Annotated in this window: 15 protein-coding genes and 2 tRNA genes; 9 read left to right on the top strand and 8 right to left on the bottom strand. The window is 63.1% G+C overall.

What is annotated here, in order from left to right:
* The first annotated feature begins 173 nt into the window (after positions 1-173).
* From QA643_RS33910 to QA643_RS33890, 5 genes are all read left to right on the top strand, one after another.
* The gene (locus QA643_RS33910) at positions 174-1,715 is read left to right on the top strand and encodes an acetolactate synthase large subunit (protein ID WP_283029997.1); all 1,542 of its coding nucleotides are present in this window, start codon (positions 174-176) and stop codon (positions 1,713-1,715) included.
* A 190-nt stretch (positions 1,716-1,905) separates the two neighbouring features.
* The gene (locus QA643_RS33905; protein ID WP_283029996.1) at positions 1,906-2,421 is read left to right on the top strand and encodes a hypothetical protein; all 516 of its coding nucleotides are present in this window, start codon (positions 1,906-1,908) and stop codon (positions 2,419-2,421) included.
* 21 nt (positions 2,422-2,442) lie between these two features.
* Positions 2,443-3,765, top strand: a complete 1,323-nt coding sequence (locus QA643_RS33900; protein WP_283029995.1) for a M20/M25/M40 family metallo-hydrolase — start codon at positions 2,443-2,445, stop codon at positions 3,763-3,765.
* 120 nt (positions 3,766-3,885) lie between these two features.
* The gene (locus QA643_RS33895; RefSeq protein WP_283029994.1) at positions 3,886-4,065 is read left to right on the top strand and encodes a hypothetical protein; all 180 of its coding nucleotides are present in this window, start codon (positions 3,886-3,888) and stop codon (positions 4,063-4,065) included.
* Positions 4,066-4,164: 99 nt separating this feature from the next.
* Positions 4,165-4,305, top strand: coding sequence for a hypothetical protein (locus tag QA643_RS33890; protein ID WP_283029993.1), 141 nt, complete (start codon positions 4,165-4,167; stop codon positions 4,303-4,305).
* 119 nt (positions 4,306-4,424) lie between these two features.
* Here QA643_RS33890 and QA643_RS33885 read toward each other — a convergent pair whose 3' ends face one another.
* Positions 4,425-5,441: an SGNH/GDSL hydrolase family protein gene (locus QA643_RS33885; RefSeq protein WP_283029992.1), complete on the bottom strand. Its 1,017-nt coding sequence runs from the start codon at positions 5,439-5,441 to the stop codon at positions 4,425-4,427.
* Between the two features lie 1,156 nt (positions 5,442-6,597).
* Complete coding sequence (locus tag QA643_RS33875) at positions 6,598-7,017, bottom strand: GFA family protein (RefSeq protein ID WP_283035019.1); 420 nt, start codon at positions 7,015-7,017, stop codon at positions 6,598-6,600.
* Between the two features lie 566 nt (positions 7,018-7,583).
* Here QA643_RS33875 and QA643_RS33870 point away from each other — a divergent pair.
* Positions 7,584-8,825: a hypothetical protein gene (locus QA643_RS33870; RefSeq protein WP_283029990.1), complete on the top strand. Its 1,242-nt coding sequence runs from the start codon at positions 7,584-7,586 to the stop codon at positions 8,823-8,825.
* A gap of 135 nt (positions 8,826-8,960) precedes the next feature.
* On the opposite strand, the gene QA643_RS33865 is transcribed toward QA643_RS33870, so the two are convergent.
* The 5 genes from QA643_RS33865 to QA643_RS33845 form a co-directional block, all read right to left on the bottom strand.
* On the bottom strand, positions 8,961-9,131 hold the full coding sequence (locus QA643_RS33865; protein ID WP_283029989.1) for a hypothetical protein: 171 nt from the start codon (positions 9,129-9,131) through the stop codon (positions 8,961-8,963).
* A gap of 112 nt (positions 9,132-9,243) precedes the next feature.
* Positions 9,244-9,309 (bottom strand) — tRNA-Val (locus tag QA643_RS33860).
* Positions 9,310-9,590: 281 nt separating this feature from the next.
* A tRNA-Val gene (locus tag QA643_RS33855) sits at positions 9,591-9,665 on the bottom strand.
* A gap of 112 nt (positions 9,666-9,777) precedes the next feature.
* Positions 9,778-11,061, bottom strand: coding sequence for a hypothetical protein (locus QA643_RS33850; RefSeq protein WP_283029988.1), 1,284 nt, complete (start codon positions 11,059-11,061; stop codon positions 9,778-9,780).
* Between the two features lie 131 nt (positions 11,062-11,192).
* Positions 11,193-11,849 carry a DUF1134 domain-containing protein gene (locus tag QA643_RS33845; RefSeq protein ID WP_283029987.1) on the bottom strand — a complete coding sequence of 219 codons (657 nt, stop codon included), beginning with the start codon at positions 11,847-11,849 and terminating at the stop codon, positions 11,193-11,195.
* A gap of 154 nt (positions 11,850-12,003) precedes the next feature.
* On the opposite strand from QA643_RS33845, the gene QA643_RS33840 reads away from it, so the two are divergent.
* On the top strand, positions 12,004-12,468 hold the full coding sequence (locus tag QA643_RS33840; protein WP_283029986.1) for a YHS domain-containing (seleno)protein: 465 nt from the start codon (positions 12,004-12,006) through the stop codon (positions 12,466-12,468).
* Positions 12,469-12,470: 2 nt separating this feature from the next.
* Here QA643_RS33840 and QA643_RS33835 read toward each other — a convergent pair whose 3' ends face one another.
* Positions 12,471-13,292: a 3'(2'),5'-bisphosphate nucleotidase CysQ gene (locus QA643_RS33835; RefSeq protein ID WP_283029985.1), complete on the bottom strand. Its 822-nt coding sequence runs from the start codon at positions 13,290-13,292 to the stop codon at positions 12,471-12,473.
* Between the two features lie 149 nt (positions 13,293-13,441).
* Between QA643_RS33835 and QA643_RS33830 the strand changes: the two genes are divergently transcribed.
* A complete protein-coding gene (locus QA643_RS33830; protein WP_283029984.1) occupies positions 13,442-14,089 on the top strand; it encodes a histidine phosphotransferase ChpT in 648 nt (215 codons plus the stop codon).
* Between the two features lie 193 nt (positions 14,090-14,282).
* A complete protein-coding gene (locus tag QA643_RS33825; protein ID WP_283029983.1) occupies positions 14,283-17,012 on the top strand; it encodes a hybrid sensor histidine kinase/response regulator in 2,730 nt (909 codons plus the stop codon).
* Positions 17,013-17,033: the final 21 nt, after the last annotated feature.

The following is a 17,033-nucleotide window of genomic DNA, read 5'->3' as shown; positions in this document are numbered from 1 at the left end:
ATCGTGCAAGCAACGAGCCTGTGAGCACGGCCATTTTCAGACGCCGCGGTTAAAAAAGGCAACATGCCCTACGCGATGGCTGCCTTGTTCCGCTATACCTTTGACGAAACGCGTGAACAATGTTTGATCGTCGGCGGCTTGAAAAAAAACGAAGCGCGAAGGGGAATGAAGCCATGAACGGTGCGGAAAGTCTGGTGCGGACGTTGGTCGCAGGCGGTGTTGACGTCTGCTTCAGCAATCCCGGCACCTCGGAGATGCATTTTGTCGCCGCGCTGGACCGGGTCGAAGGGATGCGCTGCGTGCTCGGCCTGTTCGAGGGCGTGGTGACGGGCGCAGCCGACGGCTATTACCGCATGAAGGGCACGCCGGCGTCGACGCTGCTGCATCTCGGCCCCGGTCTCGCCAACGGCCTTGCCAATCTGCACAACGCCAAGAAGGCCAATTCCGGCATCGTCAACATCGTCGGCCAGCATGCGACCTACCATATCGGCTACAACGCCCCGCTGACATCAGACATCGAGGGGTTGGCGCGGCCGATGTCGGCCTGGGTGCGGACCTCGCCGGATGCCAACTCTGTCGCCGCCGACGGCGCGGCCGCCATCGCGGCGGCGAAAGCTGCGCAGATCGCCACCCTGATCCTGCCCGCCGACACCGCCTGGAACGAGGCCGACGGCATCGCGCAGGTGCCGCAGGACAGCCAGCGCGCCAGCTATTCCGCGCAGGCCGTCGACCATGCCGCCAAGGTCTTGCGCAACGGCGGCGCGTCGACGCTGCTGCTGATGACCGGCAGCGCGCTCACCGAGCACGGGTTGGATCTGGCGGCCCGGATCGCCGGCAAGACCGGCTGCAAGGTGATGGCGCAGACCTATAATCCGCGCATGGCGCGCGGCAAGGGCCGTTTCTCGGTCGACCGCATTCCTTACGTGATCGAGCAGGCGCTGCCGATCCTGAAAGACTTCAAGAATATCGTTCTGGTCGAGGCCAACGACCCCGTCGCCTTCTTCGCCTATCCGAACAAGCCGAGCATGCTCAAGCCGCAAGGCTGCGAGGTGCACCGCATGACCTCAGGCGCGGAAAATTCGGTGGCGGCGCTGGAAGCGCTGGCCGGCGCGCTGCACGCGCAGCCGTCCGACCGCCAGCCGCAGAAGCTGGTCGAGATCGCCAAACCGACCGGCGCGCTGACGCATGCCTCGATCGCGCAGGCCATTGCGATGGCAATCCCGGAAAACGCCATCGTGGTCGACGAATCCGTCACCACCGGCCGCGGCTTCTTTCCGCCGACGGCGGCCGCCGCGCCGCACGACTGGCTGCAGAACATGGGCGGCTCGATCGGCTTCTCGACGCCGGTCGCGACCGGCGCCGCGGTGGCGTGTCCTGATCGTAAAGTCATCTGCATGGTCGGCGACGGCAGCGCGATGTACACGCTGCAATCGCTGTGGACGCAGGCGCGCGAGGGGCTCAATGTCGTCACGATCGTGTTCGCCAACCGGATCTACCAGATCCTGCGCGGCGAGTTCGATGGCGTCGGCGCCGGCGAGCCCGGACAGCGGGCGCAGGACATGCTCAAGATCGACCGGCCGACGCTGGACTTCGTTGCGATGGCCAAGGGCATGGGTGTGCCGGGCCGCGCGGTCGCCAATGCCGACGATTTCAACAAAGCGCTGGCGGAAGCCATCGCCGAGCCCGGACCGCGGCTGATCGAAGTGCAGATGTAGGGACAATTGTTCGAAATTTGAGCTGGTCGAAGTGCCGCCAACAACGAGATCGTCATTGCGAGGAGTGTAGCAAGGAAGCAATCTATTCATCCGCTTGCGGCTTGATGGATTGCTTCGCATAGTCTGTCATCGGCGCGCAATCGCGCGACCGGTTGGCTCGCAATGACGACAGGTGTTGGTCGGAGGCCAGATGCAGACCGAGCTGAACAAGGTCATTACCGCACTTCACGAGTTCTATGCGCGCGAAGCCTTCCTGCTGGAACGCGATGTCGGCGAGCGCGCGCTGACGCACCGCCTCGCGGTGCATTTCGAAAAGCCGTTTACGGGTTGGGAAATCGACGTCGAGTACGACCGGCTCGGCGACCGCACGCTGCGGCTGCCGCACGGGTCGATCGTCTCGACCGACGATCACCTTGCCAAATCGATCTATCCCGACATCGTGGTGCACCAGCGCGCCATTCCCAATAACCTCCTGGCGGTTGAGGTACGCAAATCGGCGAACCATCAGCCGCTCGAGCACGACCAGCAGAAGCTCAAGGCGCTGACCGATCCGCATCTGTGGTTCGCCTACTGGATCGGCGTGCTGCTGACGCTCGGCAAGACGCAGGTCACGGCGTCGGAAGTCTATACCAGCGGCGTGTTCGACCACGCTCTGTCGATCTGGTTCGCGGGCCGGCTGAAAGATACCGGCTTAAGCGCAGGATGAAGTTGCAAACGGAGATTCTTGATGACGCTCGCCCGATCGATCCTGGCCATTGCCTTCCTCGCCATCGCGCAGCACGCGCTGGTGCAGGACGTCAGGGCGCAAGATGCTGCCGCGCCCAACCTCGAGGCCATTCTCAATAGTCCCAAGGTGGTCAAGGCGCTCGACGACATCAAGGCCGACGACGAGCGGACGTTTGCCGAGCAGAAGCGCATCACTGAAATTCCGGCGCCGCCGTTCAAGGAAAAGGTCCGCGCCGAATTCTACCAGAAGCGGATGCAGGAGCTGGGTTTTAAGGACGCATCGATCGATGCCGAGGGCAATGTGATCGCGCTGCGCAAGGGCAGCGGCGGCGGTCGGCCGAAGCTCGTGGTGTCGGCGCATCTCGACACGGTATTTCCCGAAGGCACCGACGTCACCGTGAAGGAAAAGGACGGCGCGATCATTGCGCCCGGCATCGGCGATGATTCACGCGGGCTGGCGGCGCTGTTGTCGCTGATCAAGGCGATCAACGAGAATCAGATCGGAACCGTCGGCGACATCATGTTCGTCGGCACGGTCGGAGAGGAAGAGCTCGGCAATCTGCGCGGCGTCAAGGCGCTGTTCCGCGACCATGCCGACATCGACGGCTTCATCTCGATCGACGGGCTCGGCATCACCCGCGTCGTCAACCAGGCGACCGGCAGCCATCGCTACGAGTTCGTCTTCAAGGGACCGGGCGGGCACTCGTTCGCGGAATTCGGCCTGCCGAGCGCGACCCATGCGATGGGCCGGGCGATCGCGAAGATCGCCGAGCTGCAGCCGCCGTCCGATCCCAAGACCACCTTCACCGTCGGCACCGTGACCGGCGGCACCTCGGTCAACGCCATCGCCGCGGAAGCGCGGATGGCGGTCGACATGCGCTCGAACTCGGAGGAGGAGCTGCTCAAGCTCGAGGCCCGGCTGCTTGAACTGGTGAAGGAAGCGGTGGCGGATGAAAACGCCCGCTGGAAGTCCGACAAGATGACGGTCGAGGCCCGGCTGATCGGCGACCGCCCGGCCGGAATCGTGCCGATGGATTCGCCGATCGTGCAGGCCACCCAGCGCACGGTCGCCGCCGTCACCAAGGGCCCGCGCCCGACCTTTGCCGGCTCCTCGACCGATTCCAACATCGCGATGTCGCTCGGCATTCCCGCCGTCACGATCGGCGGCGGCGGGGAGGGCGGCAACTGGCACTCGCGCAACGAATGGTACAAGCCGGTCAACGCCTGGTACGGCCCGCAGAATGCGCTGCTGACGGTCTTGATGCTGTCCGGCCTCGATGGCGTCACCAAACCGGCGCTTTCGGTACGAAAAGCCGGCAAATAGCGCCCAAATCTGTCCCCAGGGCTCACAACGCGCCCCCGATTGGCCTGATTGTCGGCCCATTGCGGCCAAAGCCATAACTGAAAATCCCCTTGAGTTCACCGTGCGTAGGGGGATTTTGTGATGGCGTACAGGATCGTGGCGGAGCGCCAAAACGAGACCGTCCGGATGGACCGGAGCAGCATGCTGGTGGCGGTCGCCAAGGCGCGGGTCTGGGCCAGCGAGGGCTGGAAGGTCACCATCATCGTCGGCGACGAAAACGACATCGCCCCCTCCGACGCACGCCGGCTTTCCTTCGCCTGATCGGAAATAGCGCGCCGCCTCCGGCGGCTGCCAACATAGAGCGGAACCGGGAACCCGGTTCGGCGTTATCGCTGCGGGCAGGCTTTCTGGAGCAAGGCCATGCAGCGGCGGTCAGCAAGCACGGGCGCCGACCCGATGAGCGGCACCGGCGACGACCAACTCTCCTACGCAACCGGATGGACCATCAGCGGGCTGGCGACGCTCGGCACGATCGTCGCGATCTGGCTCTTGGGGATCTGAGTTAGATCTGCTGCTCTTGCGCGACCCGCATGCCGCCGGGCACGAGCACTCCTGTGCATGACGCCAAGCAAAAAGACCGCCCGAGGGCGGTCTTTGCGTTTTTGGTCGGCTGACATCCATCAGGCCGCGGCAAGCGCGCCAGGTTGTGGCCGGCGGCGGTACGCCACGAAGCCGACAAACCCAAAGCCGACCACCATCATGAACCAGGTGGAAGGCTCGGGGACCGCGGTCACCGCAAGGAATGCCTCGGCGATTTTCTCATGCGCCGCCGCTGTCGGGTGAATGCCGTCCCAGTACGCGTAGGTGGCGCAGTTCGCGCCGACGATCGCGCCGCAGGCATCGGTCACATTGGTAAAGCCAAACGCTCCCGGATTGAGCGCGATCGTCGTGCCCAAGGTGAAGATGTCGAACGCCTTGACGTCCGGCTCAAGCGAAAGCTGCGCGGCCAGCGCGGCGTTCATGCTGGCGGCGAGGAGCGTTCCCAATGCGGATGCGCCCGCCGCTGTAACCGCCGGCGCCAGTCCGAGATTGGGCGTATTCCAGACCACGATGTGCTGCGCGCCACTCGCCTGGAGCGCATTGATGATCGAGCCGACATTGTTTGCGTACTGCGTGGCCGTTGCCGCGATTGTCGCGGCCACCGTCGGGCCGGGGCACCCCGGACCGCAGGCGGCGATCGCGGCGAGCGCAGCCCGGGCGTCGTTGCCGCCGCCGGCAATCACATAAAGCGCATTGGCCGAGGCACTGTTGGCGGCGAGGTACTGGTTGGCCTGGGTGAGAAGGCTGAACGGAAAGCCGTTGCCGGCCGGACCCGTCGTCGCGCCGCCATAGGCGTAGTTCGTTCCGCCAGCAAGCGATGGCAGCAGCGGGACGCCGAGTTGCGTTGCGACGCTCGACGCCCAAACCGGTCCGTTGCTGTAAGCGCCGGAGCCATAGGGCTGACTGGGAACGTAGGTGTTGCCGGTAATCGTCTGTCCGGGATTGGCGCCGATGAGGATGGCGTTGTTGCCGCTGTCCGACAGGCTGTCGCCGAAGACAACGAGCGAATTATAGATGCTGGCCGAAGCCGGCAGGGTTACCAACGAAAAAGCGACGACGGCAACCAGCGATAGCGCTCTACCGAATGCGTACTTCATGAACTTGCCCACCCTGTTACTGGTACTAAAACAGGGACATAGCACTGTGTTGCGCGAAGGGTGTCAATCGCTCAATCGTATGTTGCAGTGCGCTCGTTACCTTGACTAGGCACGGGGCCGGCGTCGGGCAGCAGATCGTAATCCCGGCTCGACGGCGGCGCCGGTTCAAAGCGGTGCGGGCTTCGGCCTTTTGTTTTCCTTATCTCCGCACGATCCGCTTGCTGCCGGTCACGAGCAGCCCCGCCTTACGCCCGATCAGCAGGCCGAACACCACGAGCAGTCACCACACCGGCAAGAAGAACGGCGTCAGGATTCCCGCCTCTTCCGAGGGGAGGTACGCAACAGCCATTGGATAAAGCCGATGGGCGCAAGCAATTCGACCGCGCCGCCAAATAAATACCTTGTGAACCGATGGTTCAGTTGCGGTTAGGGGAGATTACCATGCGAACCATCGGCCGCTCTTAAACGCATTTTCGCCAAACTGTTATTGGCTTCTGATTGCGGGGCAGGACCACTTAATCCGGAGTCCTGCATGCTTAAACAAGTTCTTGTCGCTTCTGTCCTTGTTGTAACCGGGTCTATCGCCTCAGAGGCCCGTCCTTCCCGCACCGCTCAAATATCCGAATGCAACATCACCATGCCCTGCGACTTCTCGTTTTCGCAGCCCCGTGGTGAGCGGATTAGTTCCTACGCACATCAAATGACTGCACAAAGCCACCGTCGCGAATTGGCAGACGTGCATGTCGATCGCGGTCAAACGATCGGCGGTCGTCCGGCCGGTTGCCCCCGCTCATTCTGCGGCTGCGGTGCCTCCATACGCGTGTTCGGTCGGATCATGCCGGGTCTAAATCTCGCGTCCAACTGGCTGCGCTTTCCACGGACGTCGCCGGCACCCGGAATGGTCGCCGCGCGACGTGGGCACGTTTTCGTTCTGGAGCGTCATGTCGAAGGCGATACGTGGATGGCATATGACGCGAACTCGGGCGGCCACGCCACGAGAATCCATGCGCGCTCTCTGCGCGGATACACGGTTGTCAATCCGCATGCTGCCTGACCGCTAGTTTAGCCGCCCTGTAAACTCGACGGCGCGGTTGTGCCAGAATTGGCGCAGCCGCGTTGACTAAACAGGAAAAAGGCCGCCGCTATGCGACCTTCTTCAGTTTGAATTTTTGGGGCGATAGCTTTGAGGGAAATGCTCGACGGCGCCATCGATCTGAACCCAGTCATGTTTCCATTGCTCAAAAACCGATATGGCGGGGGCTGGGTATTTTGGATTTGCCATCGCGCCGATGGCAACGCCGATCAGCGCAGGCAAATTACTGACTTTCCAATAGACTGTTGAGCCGCACTCCGGACAAAAATAGTTATGCATTTGCCCGCCGCTTGCGGCGGCGTGCGTGAACTCTTTTGCGATTCCTGAGATGGCGACAACCTCAGCGGGATAATAAGCACCTACACCGAACGGCGCGCCGGTTCGGCGTTGGCAGTCGATGCAGTGACAAGCAACGACTAGCTTGGATGGTTCTTCCGGAAGCGAGAGCGTGACTGCGCCGCAGTTGCACCTTGCGTAGCCCATCGAAAAAATCCCCATCGTCTTCGGAGCTCACGGAGCTTACCGCTGAAGCATTGCTGGGCGCTAGCTCGGCGATGACTGCGGGGTTGGTTGATGAGGTCATCTGTGTCGTTGAGGCAGTTAAGACGAACGCAGTCCGCAACTGACTTGGAGCATTACGATGAGCAAGTAAGTCCCTTCTCATGAGACCTTGAGCGATTCGATTCGGAGACCCGCATCCCGTTCTGATGGCGGCCTTCGTACCCGCCGGGCATATAAGAGAGTGGCGACCGTTCGCGGTCGCTAACCGCAGAAGAAGCCTGAGAGAAGATGTTGGGGCCGTGGGCGACACGGCCATTGAGAAACCCGCCGACCCCACTAGGCGGCGACGCTCGCGAGAGTCCGCTTTGCCCAGGTAGCGATCAAATTCGGGATCGCAGCGAATGACGCGATGGGCCACAAGCAGAAACGATTGATAAACCAAGTTCTCGCCAAAACCGTCTTTCACAAGCCTTCCGGCATGCAAATCGGCGAAGCTGCTGCCATCGTATCAGCGGCATTTTGGCTCTGCCGTCCGACGGAGCATCGGAATGAAGTGGCTGGGATTAGCGTTCGCTTTCATTGTTGCTGGCTTGGCGATGTACGGGGTCTCTTATCGGACGCCCGTCGCTGCTGCACAGGTACAGACGTATACAAAGGATCAGGGATATTTTTATCGGTTCCGCGCGGGCTTCGAGGTCAAGGCCACGGAAGAGCAATTGGACTTCGATTATGTTGTTGCATGCAACATTCGATTGACGCGTTGGCGCGATGGAGGACTGTCAAACGATTCGACCCACAGCCCGCGAGCCATGTACAAGGCGACCAGGGACGGGCAGATGGTTATGCTGCGGACGCTGGAGGCGTGCCATGGTCTCACCTCAGAGCACGAGGATGTCCCGCCGGATGTCTTGCCGTTGGCAATCTGGTTCGAAGACGTTGCCGATCTATCAGCGGGCCTCGGCTATGTCAGCGAGGACGCTTACGAAAACCCTCTCGGCAAGTTGAAGTTTCGTGGCGCGCGTGTTGACCGCGCGACCCGGGCAGACTGGGAAGCGTGGCGCGCGAAGTCGGCCGAAGAATACGTCCAGCGCGGAGTATTGCCCGGTCCTTGGGGATATGACTTTCCGAATCCCCCGGACCCGGCTATTGGCCCTCACGTGGTGCAGTGTGATGGTTACAGGCGGCTCAAATTGCCGGAAAATATGCGTTCGAAGTTGAGTGTTTTCTGGCCCGAGGACCGGCCACGCTTTTGGACATTATCCAGCACAGAAGAGCGGCGGACGATAGGAGAAGTTATCTCCGATCCCAATCAGCCATTGCCGCCAGGCATCGGGCGATGGGTCCGGCGCTTCGGCACCCCCAGTGAGAGCCGCTCGGAAGGCTTGCCCCTGAGAAGTGGGCGTATCGTCTCGAACTCGTTGAATGCAGACGGCAGCCGAAGGCGTCATCTCGCGGAGTCATGGCCCGCCGAAACTTACCCGTTCTTGTGGCCTCCGCTTACTTCGATCATGCCGGTCGCGAAGGCGGCGCCAACTCCGGGCAGTACTTACGTGCTCAAGTTGGAGTACCGCGACGGCGCGTTGAATGGCTTCGCCGCCTGTCAGAACGGCGGTAAGGCGCTTGAATACGGCAGCCGAAGCGGTTTCTTCCCTCCTCCGGTGCGCCACGTCTTCGAGGTTGATGGCTCCGTTGCCAAACAGTTGGTCGGCAAGGCGCCGGCGATGGAACGTCCAGCCTACGTTGCCGAACGCGATGAAGCTGTATTTGTTTATTTCTCAGCAGCGTTTTAGCGACCATTTCCGGTTTGGGTCATTCGCGACAGAGCCGGGCCAGCAGCAAGTCAGGCAATGTCCCTTGTGCCGCCGGAAGCGGAAGGAAATTCAGAGCCCTCAGTGCCTGCCATGTCGTGGCGACGCAAACTCTCTTCACGCCATGACATGCTTCTTCGGCCTTGCATTTGCCGCCTGAGCCGAAAGGCGGATTCCCATAGCTCCGATGACCCGCATGATGGTCGCGAACTCCGGGGTGCCGCCTGCTCCAAGCGTCTTATAAAGACCCTCTCTAGTCACCCCGGCAGCCTTGGCGACCTCGCTCATACCCTGCGCTCGGGCAACAATATTGAGGGCGTCACGGTATCGAATTTCTGATTGAGGGGCGTTTCAGGAAACCGCGTGCTTCTCAGCGACTTTGGATAAGCCGACCGAATTATGGGCGCACATGGGATCGAACCGTGGACCTTTCGCATGTGAAGCGAACGCTCTCCTGCCGAGCTTTTGCCTTAAGCCGACTATGTCCTCTAAGGCGCTTTCTGCTCGACGGCAAAAGGTCCTGCGCAAAAGGCTCCGACGAGATTAGGCGCGGTCCGATGATGGCATCGTGCCGCTGATTTGCCCGACGTGTCAAATGGATTCGGAAAATCCGTAACCCTCATGGGGGCCGCATCGGCTACTGTGCATGGGGTTGTTTTCGATATTTTGATGGGACGGTCACGAAAGCCGCCGGCGGGCGCCTGGCGTCGATGATGGTCCGCAACCAGTATGCTTCAGGAGCCAGGATGGTGGACGCACAAGGGATCGAACCTTGGACCTCTCCCGTGTGAAGGGAACGCTCTCCCGCTGAGCTATGCGTCCGGGAACGGCGAAAAATCAGGGCCGTCAGAGCCCGCGATTTACGAAGGACGGGCCCCAAGTGTCAAGCGATCAGTCGGACCGAAACGTCGCATTTCGTGCCGAATGAAGGAAATCAGGCGCCTTGCGGACGGGCCCGCGAGGCATGGGACTGCAGCGCGCGGATGCGTTCGGCGAGCGTGCCGCCGCCTTCCGGCAGGCCGGCGGGCGCACCCGTGACGTCGTTGGCGGGTTTCGCCGGCACTTTCGGCACCGCCGGTTCCGCTGCCAGCATCGCCTCGATCGTCGAATTCGGTCCCTCGATCTGCATGGCGAGTTTTGCCACTTCGGCCGCGATGTCGTTGATGCGCTCGCGCAGAAGCGCATTTTCCATCCGCTCGGTCTGCCAGGAGCTTTCCGCCTGCTGCTGGATCGCGTTGATGTCGCGCTGGAGTTTGGCGCGCTCGTCGCGGGCGATGCGAAGCTGCTCCTCGACGGCCGCTTTCTCGGCTCGCAGCTTTTCCACGACCGGCGACCTGCCGCCGTTCATCGCCGCGATCTCCTCGCGCAGTTCGCGTGCGGCGCGCTCGGCGTTTTCGTTGGCCTGCCGGAGCTGGTTGTTTTCGTAGTCGCGTTCGGCGAGCAGCTTGCCCTGCGTCGCCAGCCGCGCCTCGAGGTCGTTGACGCGGTTGCCGAGCATCTCGGCTTCCTTGACCTGCACGATCAATTGCCGGTCGAGATCGGTGACGCGCTGGCTTAAGTTTTCGACGCGGCTGCGCGCTTCCGAAAGCTCGCGCGTCGCATGCTCGGAATCGGCACGCTCCTGGGTGAGGCGGGCCTGCGTTGTCGAGAATTCCTTTTCGGCCTCGCCGACGCGGCCCTTCAATTCCGCGATCTGCGTGCGCACCGCGACCAGCTCGACCTGGCGGCTGTCCGCCGCCATCGATCGGTCGTTCAATTCCTGATTGATCCTGGCGAGTTCGCCCTGCTTGTCGGTCAGCGCCTGTTCGGCGTTGCGCAAAAGCTCGGTCTTGGCCGCGAATTCCTCTTCGGTGGCGCGCAGCTGTTCCTTTACCGCCTTCTCGCGCGCCTCCAGCGCAAAGATCGTGGCGTTCTTTTCGCCGAGCTCGATCTTCATGCGGTTGATGGCGTCGCTCTTCTTGCCGAGTTCGGCGAGCTGGCTGGTGGTCTTGTTCTTGAGCTGCTCGACGCTCATTTCGAGCCGCCGCGCCGACATGGCGAATTCCGCGCGCAACTGATCCTTGTCGGCCTGGATCTCGGCCATCGACAGCGGGGTTGCCGCCTCGAGCCGCCGCGTCGTCAGCCGCACCGCGCGGTTGTGCACCAGCGGCACGATCATCAGGCCGCACAGCATGGAGACCAGAAAACCGATCGCCAGATACATGATCGGTTCGATCATGGATGGTCACTCCACACGAGGTTAGGATTCGTTAATCACAATGCCACGCCCGGCCCGAGCAACGCCAGCCCAATGGCGCATTAACCTGAATCCACCTGGGGAGATGATGCGCGCCTGTACGCGAGGACGGCTCAGAATGGGTTCCAGGTCGCCCGCGGCGTATATTTGAGATAGCCGACATTGGCGCCCAGCCGCAGGCCGATGCCGGAGCGGATCGGCACCAGCACGATGTTGTTGGCGGTCAGCGCCGTCATGCCGAAGCCGCCGACGATATAGGCGGAGCCATCGATGCCGACGAAGCGCTGATAGATCGCGTTGGTGGCGGGCAGGTTGTAGACCAGCGTCATGGTGCGCGCGCCGTCGCCGCCCCAGTCGAAGCCGACCGACGGACCCTGCCAGTAGACCCTGAGGTCGCCGGCATTCTTGGTGTAGAGCGTGCCTTCGCCATACCGCAGGCCGGCCACAAAAGCGCCCGAGCCTTCTTCGCCGAGCACATAGCCGTTGGGCAGGCCCCATTGGCTGACCGCCCGCTCGATCACGGAAGCGAGCCCGCGCGAGACGTTGCCGAAGAATTTGTGCCCGGCGGAAACCAGCTCGTCAGGTCCGAACGTCTCCGGTCCCGGCTGGCGCTGCGGCGGCGGGTAGCCCGCCGGCGGCTGCTGCGCCGGATACGCCGGCGGCGGCTGCTGCGCCGGATAGGCCGGCGGCGGCTGTTGTGCAAAGGCCGGAACGGTCCAGCACATCAGCGCGGCTGACATCACCGCGGCAAGGCGTGAAGCAAACGTCATGAAAGAACCCCTGGCATCGAAATTCTGGCCGCCGCCTTAACCTGACGCCAACAAGCATGGCTCTAGGTTGCGCCCAGTGTCCCCTCGACTCGCAACGTTATCAGCACCAACTATGACGGCAGAACGGCAGGAAAGATACCGGTTGCGCCGCCAAATGGCCGCTTTTGCCTTATTGGCAAGCTTTTTTGGTGTGCTCGGCCTTGATTTCGCCGCCTGTGCTGCGACGACCGAGCGGATTGTTGTCAATCGCTATTCCGGCCTCGCCATCGGCGGCTTCGATCCCGTCGCTTATTTCACCGATTCCATGGCGATCCAGGGATCGCCTGATTTCGAAGCGCGCGAAGGCGGTGCGGTCTGGCGTTTCCGCAACGAGGGTAACCGAGCTTCTTTCGTGGCGCATCCGGAGATTTACGGGCCTCAGTTTGGCGGCTACGACCCGGTCGATCTGGGGCGCGGCGTCAGCTATCCGGGCAATCCGCATTTTTGGCTGGTCGTGGGGCAGCGGCTCTATTTGTTCGGCCGCGAGGAAAGCCGCGATGCGTTCGCGGCCGAGCCGGCGCGTTTCCTGAAGGAAGCGACTTCGCGCTGGCCGGCGGTCGAGCGCGAGCTGGCGCAGTAAGATCAAGGCACCGCCGCCGGATCGCCCCAGGCGATGAATTCCGGGACAATGCAGCCGTTTTTTCCTGTGCCGAAAACCAGTGGCGCGCCACGTGAATCGGTGATCCGGCCGCCGGCGGCCGTGACGACGGCGAGGCCCGCGGCGACATCCCATTCCGAGGTCGGCGACAGGCGGGGATAGATATCGACGGTGCCTTCGGCGACCCGGCCGAATTTTACTGCCGAGCCGAGCTCACACCTGATGGCGCCCGGCCGTTCGGCGATGAAGGCCTCGGTCCTGGCATCGCCATGCAGGCGGCTGACCGCGACCGTCCAGGGCTCGCCGCGCTGCGGGCAGGGGCGGGTGCGCACCGGCTCGATCAGGGGCTGGCCTTCCCCCAGTGTCAACCGTTCCGCGCCACGGCCGACGAGGCCGCGCCAGATCAGCCCCAGCGCCGGCGCGCTGACGATGCCGAGCAGCGGGGTTCCACCGCTCACCAGCGCCACGTTGACGGTGAATTCCTTGCGGCCGGCGACGAACTCCTTGGTGCCGTCGAGCGGATCGACCAGGAAGAAGCTTTCCTTATGGGGTGGTGTATGCGGGTCGACGCGCTCTTCCGACAGCGAGGGGATCTCCGGTGCAAGCCGCGCGAGGCCTTCGGCGATGATGCGGTCGGCGGCCAGGTCCGCCTCGGTTACCGGCGATCCATCAATTTTGCCCTCGACCTGCATGGCGGAACGGTTGACGGCGAGGATGGCGGTGCCCGCCCGGATCACGATCTCGGTCAGCGGTTCGATCAGGGCTGCCGCGGCATCGCGATCGAGCGTGGAACGTGCCTCATTCATGAGCGGGGCCTATTTGCTGTTCGTCCTGCCTTACCATTGCCGCCCGATGCTGGCAGCAGGGGACGGCGCAGTGTATCAAACCGATAAGCACGCGTGATTCGTAACGGTCCGCCAGCAATCGGCTCTCGGCGGCTTTCCAGGAACCCATGATGTCTGGCACTTCGACTCCCGGTCCGGCTCCCGATACCCTCGAACTTGCGGCGCTGCTCTGCTCGCGCGTCTGTCATGATCTCATCAGCCCGGTTGGCGCCATCGTCAATGGGCTTGAGGTGCTGGATGATAATCCCAAGCCCGAAGATCGCGATTTCGCCCTCGACCTGATCCGCAAGAGCGCCAAGACCGCTTCCGCACGGTTGCAGTTCTGCCGCCTGGCATTCGGCGCTGCGGGCTCGTCGGGCGCGCAGATCGATCTCGGTGACGCACAGACCATGGCGCGCGGCCACATCGAGGATGGCAAGGTCACGATCACCTGGAATTTGCCGCGCCTGCTGCTACCGAAGAACCGGGTGAAGCTGCTGCTCAACATGCTGATCATCGCGCAGCAGACGATCCCGCGCGGCGGCACGCTGACGATCGATCCGATCGGCGAGGGTGAGACGATGAGCTTTCGCGTGACCTCGTCCGGCCTGAACGCCCGCGTGCCGCAGAACATCGTCGATCTCCTGAGCACGAGCTCGACGGCATCAGTCGATGCGCACGCGGTGCAGCCTTACTATACGCGGCTCTTGGCACAGGCCTGCGGGCTGACGGTGACGTTGACGCCGGACGGAGAAAAGGTGGTCATCGCCGCTTCGTAAAGGCGCCTCGATGCGCAAATATGGTTAATCAACGGTTGAGAAAAAGCGGCAGATTGTATTTCTGCCGCTTATCTCTTTGTTGATCCCGTTCTTTTCCATTTGCTCAACCAATATTAAACGCTTTGCATGGAAGCTGGCCTCGTTCCGTAAGGCGCGTCGATGTCGCGTGCCGGTGCGTACGAAGGCCAGTTTCATGGATGACCTGTTGCGGGAGTTTCTGACCGAGACCAGCGAGAGCCTGGATACGGTCGATAATCAGTTGGTCCGGTTCGAGCAGGATCCGAGCGACGCGAAGATTCTGGATAACATCTTCCGCCTGGTCCACACCATCAAGGGCACCTGCGGCTTTTTGGGGCTGCCGCGGCTGGAAGCGCTGGCCCATGCCGGCGAGACCTTGATGGGCAAATTCCGCGACGGCATGCCGGTCAAGGCCGAGGCCGTGACGCTGATCCTGTCGAGCATCGACCGCATCAAGGAAATCCTCGCCGGCCTGGAAGCCACCGAGGCCGAGCCCGAAGGCACCGACGAAGACCTGATCGAGCAATTGCATGCGATGGCTGAGGGCGGCCACGCCGCCGAGGCGCACGCGGTGCCGCCGCCCGCGCCCGTCCCGGTGGTTGAAGCCCCGCCGGTTGCGCCCACCATGACCAAGGGCACGTTGGTCGAGCAGGTGCTGGAGCGCCCCTTGCGTCCGGGCGAAGTCTCGCTCGACGATCTCGAACGCGCCTTCCGCGAGACCGAGACCGAAGTCGCGCCTGCGCCGGCCCCGGTCGCCAAGGCGGCGCCCGCGCCGGAAACCATCAAGGAAGCTGCAAAGGAAAAGGCCAAACCCGCCAAGCGCGCCACGGCGGTGGAAGCCGACGGCGAGGTCGCCGACAAGATCGCCAACCAGTCGATCCGCGTCAATGTCGACACCCTCGAACACCTGATGACGATGGTCTCCGAGCTGGTCTTGACCCGCAACCAGCTGCTGGAAATCTCCCGCCGCAACGAGGACACCGAGTTCAAGGTGCCGCTGCAGCGGCTCTCCAACGTCACCGCCGAGCTGCAGGAAGGCGTCATGAAGACGCGCATGCAGCCGATCGGCAATGCCTGGCAGAAGCTGCCGCGCATCGTCCGCGACCTCTCCGGCGAACTCGGCAAGCAGATCGAATTGGAGATGCACGGCGCCGACACCGAGCTCGACCGCCAGGTGCTCGATCTGATCAAGGATCCCTTGACGCACATGGTGCGCAACTCCGCCGACCACGGCCTGGAGACCCCGGCTGAGCGGCTCGCTGCCGGCAAGGGCGAGCAGGGCACCATCCGGCTGTCCGCCTATCATGAGGGCGGCCACATCATCATCTGCATCGCCGACAATGGCCGCGGGCTCAACACCGAGCGGATCAAGGCCAAGGCGCTGCAGAACGGTCTCGTCACCGAGGCCGAGCTGGAGAAGATGACCGAGGCCCAGATCCACAAGTTCATCTTCGCGCCGGGCTTCTCGACCGCGGCGACCGTCACCTCGGTGTCCGGCCGCGGCGTCGGCATGGACGTGGTGCGCACCAATATCGACCAGATCGGCGGCACCATCGACATCAAGAGCGTCGCCGGCGAGGGCTCTTCGGTCACCATCAAGATCCCGCTGACGCTCGCGATCGTCTCGGCCCTGATCGTGGAGGCCGGCGGCGACCGCTTTGCGATTCCGCAATTGTCCGTGGTCGAGCTGGTCCGCGCCCGCGCCAACTCCGAGCACCGCATCGAGCGCATCAAGGACACCGCGGTCTTAAGGCTGCGCAACAAGCTGCTGCCGCTGATGCACCTGAAGAAGCTCTTGAAGATCGACGACGGCTCCTCGTCCGATCCCGAGAACGGCTTCATCGTGGTCACGCAAGTCGGCAGCCAGACCTTCGGCATCGTCGTCGACGGCGTGTTCCACACCGAAGAAATCGTCGTCAAGCCGATGTCGACCAAACTGCGGCACATCGACATGTTCTCCGGCAACACCATTTTGGGCGATGGCGCGGTCATCATGATCATCGACCCCAACGGCATTGCCAAAGCGCTCGGCGCCTCCGGGGCCTCGGCCCATGAGATGGCCGATGAGGCCTCCGCCGCGCATGCGATCGGCGGCGAGCAGCTCACCTCGCTGCTCGTGTTCCGCGCCGGCTCGAACCAGCCCAAGGCGGTGCCGCTCGGCCTCGTCACCCGCCTGGAGGAGATCGCGACCGACAAGATCGAGCTCTCCAACGGCCGCTACATGGTGCAGTACCGCGACCAGCTGATGCCGCTGGTGCAGATGAACGGCGTCAGCGTTCAGACCCAGGGCTCGCAGCCGATCCTGGTGTTCGCCGACGACGGCCGCTCGATGGGGCTGGTGGTCGACGAGATTATCGACATCGTCGAGGAGCGGCTGCACATCGAGGTCGCCGGCCAGGCCGACGGCATTCTGGGCTCGGCCGTGATCAAGGGCCAGGCCACCGAGGTGATCGACGTCGGCCACTTCCTGCCGATGGCGTTTGCCGACTGGTTCTCGCGCAAGGAGATGCGGGCGTCCTCGACCGCGCAGTCGGTGCTCTTGGTCGACGACAGCGCCTTCTTCCGCAACATGCTGGCGCCGGTGCTGAAAGCCGCCGGCTACAAGGTGCGGGTCGCCGTCAACGCGCAGGAGGGCCTCGCCGCACTGCGCTCCAACCAGAGCTTCGACGTGGTGCTGACCGACATCGAGATGCCCGACATGAACGGCTTCGAGTTCGCCGAGACGATCCGCGCCGACAACAATCTGAGCCAGATGCCGATCATCGCGCTGTCCTCGCTGGTCTCGCCGGCGGCGATCGAGCGCGGCCGGCAGGCCGGCTTCCACGACTATGTCGCCAAGTTCGACCGCCCCGGCCTGATCGCGGCGCTGAAGGAACAGACCGCCGAGACGCGGAAGGCGGCATGAACACGTTCAGCCGGACGGCGT

The sequence above is a fragment of the Bradyrhizobium sp. CB3481 genome, from assembly GCF_029714305.1.
Classification (GTDB): domain Bacteria; phylum Pseudomonadota; class Alphaproteobacteria; order Rhizobiales; family Xanthobacteraceae; genus Bradyrhizobium.
The sequence above is the reverse complement of the archived record's forward strand: the minus strand, read 5'-3'. Positions and strand labels throughout refer to the sequence as shown.

Bases quoted from the DNA above. Each gene is read 5' to 3' on its own strand.
- QA643_RS33905 (WP_283029996.1), top strand. From the start codon at position 1,906: ATGCAGACCGAGCTGAACAAGGTCATTACCGCACTTCACGAGTTCTAT.
- QA643_RS33885 (WP_283029992.1), bottom strand. From the start codon at position 5,441: ATGAAGTACGCATTCGGTAGAGCGCTATCGCTGGTTGCCGTCGTCGCT.
- QA643_RS33835 (WP_283029985.1), bottom strand. From the start codon at position 13,292: ATGAATGAGGCACGTTCCACGCTCGATCGCGATGCCGCGGCAGCCCTG.
- QA643_RS33840 (WP_283029986.1), top strand. From the start codon at position 12,004: ATGGCCGCTTTTGCCTTATTGGCAAGCTTTTTTGGTGTGCTCGGCCTT.
- QA643_RS33850 (WP_283029988.1), bottom strand. From the start codon at position 11,061: ATGATCGAACCGATCATGTATCTGGCGATCGGTTTTCTGGTCTCCATG.
- QA643_RS33865 (WP_283029989.1), bottom strand. From the start codon at position 9,131: ATGAGCGAGGTCGCCAAGGCTGCCGGGGTGACTAGAGAGGGTCTTTAT.
- QA643_RS33900 (WP_283029995.1), top strand. From the start codon at position 2,443: ATGACGCTCGCCCGATCGATCCTGGCCATTGCCTTCCTCGCCATCGCG.
- QA643_RS33845 (WP_283029987.1), bottom strand. From the start codon at position 11,849: ATGACGTTTGCTTCACGCCTTGCCGCGGTGATGTCAGCCGCGCTGATG.
- QA643_RS33910 (WP_283029997.1), top strand. From the start codon at position 174: ATGAACGGTGCGGAAAGTCTGGTGCGGACGTTGGTCGCAGGCGGTGTT.
- QA643_RS33875 (WP_283035019.1), bottom strand. From the start codon at position 7,017: ATGGGCTACGCAAGGTGCAACTGCGGCGCAGTCACGCTCTCGCTTCCG.
- QA643_RS33895 (WP_283029994.1), top strand. From the start codon at position 3,886: ATGGCGTACAGGATCGTGGCGGAGCGCCAAAACGAGACCGTCCGGATG.
- QA643_RS33870 (WP_283029990.1), top strand. From the start codon at position 7,584: ATGAAGTGGCTGGGATTAGCGTTCGCTTTCATTGTTGCTGGCTTGGCG.
- QA643_RS33830 (WP_283029984.1), top strand. From the start codon at position 13,442: ATGTCTGGCACTTCGACTCCCGGTCCGGCTCCCGATACCCTCGAACTT.
- QA643_RS33890 (WP_283029993.1), top strand. From the start codon at position 4,165: ATGCAGCGGCGGTCAGCAAGCACGGGCGCCGACCCGATGAGCGGCACC.
- QA643_RS33825 (WP_283029983.1), top strand. From the start codon at position 14,283: ATGGATGACCTGTTGCGGGAGTTTCTGACCGAGACCAGCGAGAGCCTG.